Genomic DNA, 6,665 nt, shown 5'->3' with positions numbered 1-6,665 from the left:
GGGGGTACGGGGGAAGGGGGACGCTTTTTCCAAAAGCGTCCCCCTTCCCCCGGCCTTGCCTCTCCCGAGGCCCGATACCATGCCCATGTTCGTAGCAGTCCTGACCGTGGAATTCGCCCTTGACGGCAACGACAACCTCAAGGCCAAGCGCCGTGTGGCCAACAGCTTGAAGCAGAAGGTACGCAACCGCTTCAACGTGGCCATCGCCGAGGCTGGCACCGAGAACAGCCTGACCCGCCTGCGTCTGGCCGTGACGTCCATCTCCAACAGCGAGAGCCATCTGCGCAGCCGCATGGACAAGTGCGCGCTGATGATGGAAGCCGTCTGCACCGAAGAAATGACCGACAGCGAGGTAGAGATCTATGCCGTTGATGACTGAGATTCCCGAAAACTGGCGCGAGCCCGCCGCGCGCGTGGTGGCAAGCCTGCGCGGCCTGGACCGTGTGCTGGTGGCCGCTCATGTGAACCCCGACGGGGACGCCCTGGGCTCCATGAGCGCCCTGGGCTGGCTGCTGAAAGCCATGGGCAAGGAATTCGTCCTCTACAGCCCCTCGGGCGTGCCGGAATACCTGTCCTTCCTGTCCCTGCCCTGCACGCTGCTCACCAGCCTGGAACGCCTGCCCTTCGAGCCGCGGGCCCTGGTCCTGCTGGACTGCGGCGAGCCCCACCGCCTGGGCGACGACCTGGCCACGGCCCTGGAAGGCCGCTTTGCCGAAACGGCCATCATCAACATCGACCATCACCTGGGCAGCGACGGCATGGGGACGGTCGACAACTGGATCGAACCCGCCGCCGCGGCCACGGCCCAGCTGGCGGCCTATGTCTGCCTGGCGGCCGGTCTGCGTCCGGAAGGACCGCTGGGCGAATCCCTGGCCCTGGGCCTGGTGACCGATACCGGCGGTTTCCTGCACGGCAGCACCACGGCCGCCGTCTTCCGTCTGGCGGCCCTGCTCAGCGACAGCGGTTGTGACATCCACAAGCTGCGCGAAAAGCTCGACAACAACTGGAGCCCGGCCCGCATGGCGCTCTGGGCCCGGCTCATGCAGCGTGTGGAGATCAGCTGCGACGGCCGTGCGGCCCTGGCCCTGGCCCGTCTGGAAGACCTGCGCCAGTGCGGGGCCCTCAAGGAAGATCTGGAAGGGCTGGTGGAACAGTTCCGCCGCCTGCGCGGTGTGGAGGCCTCCGGCATCCTGCGGGAGGACGCTCCCGGCGTCTACAAGCTCAGCCTGCGTTCCACGGGCACCACGGACGTGCGTTCCGTGGCCGTGCAATTCGGCGGCGGCGGTCATCGCAATGCCGCGGGCGGGACGCTGCGCATGGAAGGCGAGGAAGCCTTCGACGCCGTCCGTACGGCCCTGTGCCGCATGTTGCGGGGCTGATCCGTACCCGGACGATGAATGAAAAAGGGACCGCACAGGCGGTCCCTTTTTTATGCGGATAGGGCTACATATCCCCGCTAGTCGGGGATGTAGCGGTTGATGGTGGCCGCGCCTTCTTCATGGGCACGGTAATAGATGCGCAGCTCGCCCTTCTCGTCCAGTTCGAAACGGGACTCCTGGACAAGCCCGTTGACCTCGGCCGTCATCAGCGCGGACAGGATGTCTTTTTTGTTGAGGGCCCGGAAGGAACCATAGGTGCCCTTGAGGGCCTCGATGATGTCTTCGGGGCAGGCTTCGTCCACGGTGGTCAGATACTTGAGGATGGCAAAGTTCAGGGGTCTCATCCTACTGCTCCTTTCTGTGGAAGAGGGCCAGGGGGTTGGTGGCGATGGTGAAGATGCCCACGACCATCAGGACGGCGCCCACCCAGGCCACCGGCACCATGTTCCAGCCGTCCAGACCGAAGACGACGCCCAGGATGAGCCAGCAGAAGAAGGGCCCCCAGAAGGAATAGGCACCGTTACAGGCCATGCCCAGGGCCGCACCGCACATGGCGTTGCCCCGGTACCAGCACATGAAGTTGAAGTAGCAAAGGAAACCGGCCACCACGAACCACTTCATGGAGTCCACGTCGGCAAGGGCCTTGCCCAGCATGGCAAAGCCGTCCGTCTGGCCGATCCAGCCCAGGATGGGCACCAGGATGATGAGGTTGGAGATGCCGATGGTCACTTCGCGGATGGTGATGCCCACCTCGGAATCGATGATGGACACCCCGTAACCGCACACACAGCCTTCGATGCCCCAGCCCAGGGCGGCCAGGAAGCCGAAGAACAGGCCCAGCATCATGTGGGGACGCGCCTCGATGCCGCCCATGCTGGAAAAGCCGATCAGGGCGCTGGCCGAAAGACAGATCAGGATGCCCAGCATCATGCGGGGCGTCAGGGGCTGCCGGAAGAGGAAGCGGGCCAGGATGGCGCCGATGGCCGGGCACAGGGCGCTGATGGGCACGACGATGGAGCCGGCCATCTGCAGGCCCACCACATAACAGGTGGAGGCGAAAGGCCCGCCGAACAGGGCCGCCACCAGCATCATCATGCCGGGGCGCGTCTTGAAGCTGCGCCCGAAATCGCCCAGTTTGCCGCGCAGGGCCGCCATGATGAGCGCCCAGATGGCCGCGCAGCCGTCAGTGAGGCCGGCGCCCAGGGCGCTCAGCAGAAAGAGGACAGCAAATTCCGACAGGCCGGAATCCCCGCCGTACCAGACGGCCCAGATGCCCATGGCCATGGCGTAGGTCATGAAGGCCGTGTACATGCCGTAGACCATGCCGGACGAGACAGCCGTCAGGATGCCCCGCGTCTGGAAACTTTTTTTCATGGCCCGTCTGGCGGCCACGGCAGCCGCACTGGGAGCAGCACATTGTGTCATGACTCCTCCAAATGATCCGTCACCGGGATCTCAGTAAGTTACAGTGCACATGGCGGCACCGGGCCTTCCCCGCCCAGGCGGGATGCCGGCCGCGGTACCGGCAAGGACTGGCAGTGCCGGGAAGGGAATCCCTCCCGGCATCCTCTTTTCCGCAAACCTAGGCCGTGACCACCGTGCCCAGCGGTTCGCCGTCCAGCAAATAACGGCGCAAGCTGGAGGGCTGGCGGCCATCCAGGATCAGGGCCCGGGAGCACCCTTCGTCCAGGGCATGCAGGCAGGACTGCACCTTGGGGATCATGCCGCCGTTGATGACACCGGCCTCGATGAGCTCGGCGATGCGGGCGCGATCCAGGGAGGGGATCAGCTTCTTGTCCGCATCCAGGACGCCGGGCACGTCGGAGATCAGCACGAAATAGTCGGCATGCAGGGCCCCGGCCACGGCACCGGCCGCGGTATCCGCATTGATGTTCAGGGCCTGGCCCTCGGGACCGGAAGCCACCGGCGCCACCACGGGCAAAAAGCCGCCGTCCAGCAGGCAGGAGAGCACGGAGGCATCGACCTTTTCCACGTCGCCCACCAGCCCCAGCACAGGATCCTTCACCCGCGCGCGCAGCAAGCCCGCATCACGCCCGGAAAGGCCCGCGGCACGCGCGCCGTGCTGCAAAAAACGGCTGACCACGGTCTTGTTGACCTGGCCGCACAGCACCATCTCCACGGCCTGCATAGTATCCGCATCGGTCACGCGCAGGCCTTTCTCAAAACGGCTTTCGATGGCCAGGCGGTTCAGCAGGGCGTTGATCTGGGGCCCGCCGCCATGCACCACCACCAGGCGCATGCTCTGCTGCAGAAAAGCCATGTCGTCGGCAAAGGCCGCGTTCAGTTCGTCCTTGTCCATGGCATGGCCGCCGTACTTGATGACAACAGTCTGGGTGCTCATATCTTCTCCTTGAGGCACAGGCATGAAAATGCGGAAAGACCGCCTCACCGCTGTAGCACCCCCGGCCGGGAAGGCGCAAGATGCCCGCCGCTGCCCCTGTGCTGCCCGCCATTGCAAGGCAGGCGCATTGGGGTTATCCTGCTCTGCCTTACAGCCGCAGGGGCAAGGCTCCGCACGCTCCCTGCATACCGACCGCAAAATCACCTCGACGGCCTGCCGTCGATGAAGGACAGTACCATGAATAAAGTCGTTACCCGTTTCGCGCCCAGCCCCACGGGCCATCTGCACATCGGCGGCGCGCGTACCGCCATCTTCTGCTGGCTGCTGGCCCGCCACTTCGGCGGCGAGTTCCACCTGCGCATCGAGGACACCGACCTACTGCGCTCCAAGCAGGAGTACACCGACTCCATCCTGGCCTCCATGCGCTGGCTGGGACTGGACTGGGACGGCCCCCTCAACTACCAGACCCAGCGCACCGAGCTGTACAACAGCTATGTGGACAAGCTGCTGGAGACCGGCCACGCCTACTGGTGCTCCTGCACCCCCGAGGAAGTGGAAGCCATGCGCGAAAAAGCCCGCGCCCAGGGCCTGAAGCCCCGCTACAACGGCTGCTGCCGTGAACGCAACCTGGGCCCCGGCGAAGGCCGCTGCGTGCGCCTCAAGGCCCCCCAGGCCGGCAAGGTCGTGTTCGATGACATGGTCAAGGGCCGCATCGCCGTGGACGTGAGCGAACTGGACGACATGGTCATCCGCCGCGCCGACGGCATGCCCACCTACAACATGGCCGTGGTGGTGGACGACTACGAAATGGGCATCACCCACGTCATCCGCGGTGACGACCACGTGTCCAACACCCCCCGCCAGATCCTCATCTACGAAGCCCTGGGCCTGCCCGTGCCCACCTTCGGCCATGTGCCCATGATCCTGGGCCCCGACCGCCAGAAGCTCTCCAAGCGCCACGGCGCCCGCGCCGTCATCGAATACCAGAACGACGGCCTGCTGCCCCAGGCTCTGGTCAACTATCTGGTGCGTCTGGGCTGGTCCCACGGCGACCAGGAGATCTTCACCCAGGAAGAGCTCATCAAATTCTTCGACGGTACCAGCCTCAACCCCGCTGCCGCCGCCTTCGACCCGGCCAAGCTGGAGTGGATCAACGCCCACTTCATGCGCGAGATGCCCCTGGACGAACTGGCCAAGCTGGTGCGCCCCTTCGTGGAAAAAGCCGGTCTGCCCGCCGATGTCGCCGACGACAAGCTGGCCGCCCTGTGCCATATGTTCCGCGAGCGCGCCGGGGACCTCAAGGCCCTGGCCGAGTCCTTCCGTCCCCTGCTGGTCAGCGCCGACGAGCTGGCCTATGACGAAAAGGCCTGCGCCAAGAACCTGACCGATGCCAGCAAGGCCCACCTCAATGCCGTGGCTGAGATCTTCGCCGCCTGCGATCCCTTTGACGCGCCCGGCCTCGAAGCCGCCCTGCACGGCTACATCGAAGGCAACGGCCTCAAGTTCAAGGACGTGGCCCCGGCCCTGCGTACGGCCCTCATGGGCTTCATGGGCGGCCCCCACCTGCCCGAGATCATGGCCTTCCTGGGCAAGGACGCCAGCCTGGCCCGCATCCGCCGCGCTGCGGGCATGTAAGCCCTTTTGATGCCCCCTGCGGGTATCCTGAAAAATAAAAAGGCTGCCTCACGTCATCGTGAGGCAGCCTTTTTTGTCTCCATAAGATCGCCCGCCAAAGCGGCAGAGGCCCGCTTTCCAGCCACCAGTCCCGCCATGCGGTCATCCTCTCGCGGACCGCATCCAGGCCGTACCGAGAGCTTTCAGGCATCGCCGTGCGGAAAAGGGACGCATCCCGCACAGCGGCCTCCCTCCGTGTCCCGCCTACACAGCCCAGCTGCTCTTGCGGGCCACATAGAGCAGGTGCTCCATGTCTTGCCCATAGTAATGCTTGTTGAAGCGCCCGCACAGTTCCATACCGTCACGCCGGGCCACCTCCAGAGAGGGCCTGTTATCGTCTCTGATGCACGAAAAGACTTCCGGCACACCCAGTACGTCAAAAGCGAATTCCATGCACGCACGGGCCGATTCTGTGGCATATCCATGGTGCCAGTAGTTCTTTGCCAGCAGATAGCCCACTTCCGGGACCTGCAACGTCCGGGGCGTGGCATCGATGCTCTCGCTGAGCAAAGCGGAAGTTCCCGTCTCTTCTCCGACCGCGGCCGCTGTGTCCGCATCAACATCGACGGCAAAGGCAGTCACCCCCGCACAGTCCTGCATGGTGATGCCGCACTGTCCGATCATTTCTCCCGTCTCCCGCAATTCCACGGCCAGCGCTCCATAGCCCGGCACCACATAACGGGCCTGCTGGCGCCGCAGCCAGTCCCAGACTTCCCTGTCACTGAAGGCATGCCCGTAGGCATACATCACCCCGGGATCCTGCAGGTAACGGCACAGGGCCGGGAAATCCGCATCCGTCATGGGACGCAGGCAACAACGCTCCGTCATGATCTCCAGCATCGATCCAGCTCCATCAGTAATATCTTGCGGAGGGCAAAGTGCCCTGTTCTTGTCCGCTTGTCCACAAGGATTTCAGAAAATCCTGAAAAACAGGACAGCATGGATCCCAAGGGAAAAGAAATCCCCGGAAAAATTCCCGCAGCCAGGGAACTTGTTCCCTGCGCTATCTGCCTCAAGACAAAGCCCCCACTCGCCGACTCTCTGCGCCCGATAGCCACAGCTTCCGGCCTCGTAATGCCACGGCCTTGCCCAATGACACACCCAGCCCAACCGCGCCTCAGACTTTCCATCCTTGCACAGGCCCACCGGTAAAAGTTTTTGGAAGGGTGGGGCACGGGGAGGGAGAACCTTTTTCCAAAAAGGTTTCCCTCCCCGCAAGCTTTTCCACCAAAACAAAAAATCCCCGGCTG

The 6,665-nt window shown here is 64.2% G+C and carries 7 protein-coding genes; 3 read left to right on the top strand and 4 right to left on the bottom strand.

What is annotated here, in order from left to right; translation table 11 throughout:
- Positions 1-85 precede the first annotated feature (85 nt).
- Together DESPIG_RS10790 and DESPIG_RS10785 are read left to right on the top strand one after the other, a co-directional pair.
- Positions 86-379 (top strand): DUF503 domain-containing protein, encoded by a 294-nt coding sequence (locus tag DESPIG_RS10790; RefSeq protein WP_040370061.1) that lies wholly within the window; start codon positions 86-88, stop codon positions 377-379.
- Complete coding sequence (locus DESPIG_RS10785) at positions 363-1,379, top strand: DHH family phosphoesterase (protein ID WP_006008569.1); 1,017 nt, start codon at positions 363-365, stop codon at positions 1,377-1,379. Before DESPIG_RS10790 ends, DESPIG_RS10785 begins: the two co-directional genes overlap by 17 nt.
- Positions 1,380-1,456: 77 nt before the next feature.
- Here the strand turns inward: DESPIG_RS10785 and DESPIG_RS10780 are convergent, their stop codons facing one another.
- The 3 genes from DESPIG_RS10780 to argB all read right to left on the bottom strand — a co-directional run bounded on the left by DESPIG_RS10780 (position 1,457) and on the right by argB (position 3,741).
- Positions 1,457-1,723, bottom strand: coding sequence for a hypothetical protein (locus DESPIG_RS10780; RefSeq protein ID WP_006008568.1), 267 nt, complete (start codon positions 1,721-1,723; stop codon positions 1,457-1,459).
- 1 nt (position 1,724) lies between these two features.
- Entirely contained in the window at positions 1,725-2,804 is a 1,080-nt protein-coding gene (locus tag DESPIG_RS10775) for a membrane protein (RefSeq protein ID WP_040369995.1), read from the bottom strand.
- 157 nt (positions 2,805-2,961) lie between these two features.
- Positions 2,962-3,741 (bottom strand): acetylglutamate kinase, encoded by a 780-nt coding sequence (argB, locus tag DESPIG_RS10770; RefSeq protein WP_006008566.1) that lies wholly within the window; start codon positions 3,739-3,741, stop codon positions 2,962-2,964.
- A gap of 237 nt (positions 3,742-3,978) precedes the next feature.
- Here argB and gltX point away from each other — a divergent pair, with 237 nt between their 5' ends.
- Positions 3,979-5,376, top strand: a complete 1,398-nt coding sequence (gene gltX / locus DESPIG_RS10765; protein WP_040369993.1) for a glutamate--tRNA ligase — start codon at positions 3,979-3,981, stop codon at positions 5,374-5,376.
- Positions 5,377-5,619: 243 nt separating this feature from the next.
- Here the strand turns inward: gltX and DESPIG_RS10760 are convergent, their stop codons facing one another.
- A complete protein-coding gene (locus DESPIG_RS10760; protein ID WP_006008564.1) occupies positions 5,620-6,255 on the bottom strand; it encodes a GNAT family N-acetyltransferase in 636 nt (211 codons plus the stop codon).
- Positions 6,256-6,665 lie beyond the last annotated feature (410 nt).

The organism is Desulfovibrio piger ATCC 29098 (assembly GCF_000156375.1).
Classification (GTDB): domain Bacteria; phylum Desulfobacterota; class Desulfovibrionia; order Desulfovibrionales; family Desulfovibrionaceae; genus Desulfovibrio; species Desulfovibrio piger.
This window is presented reverse-complemented; position numbering and strand designations above follow the sequence as displayed.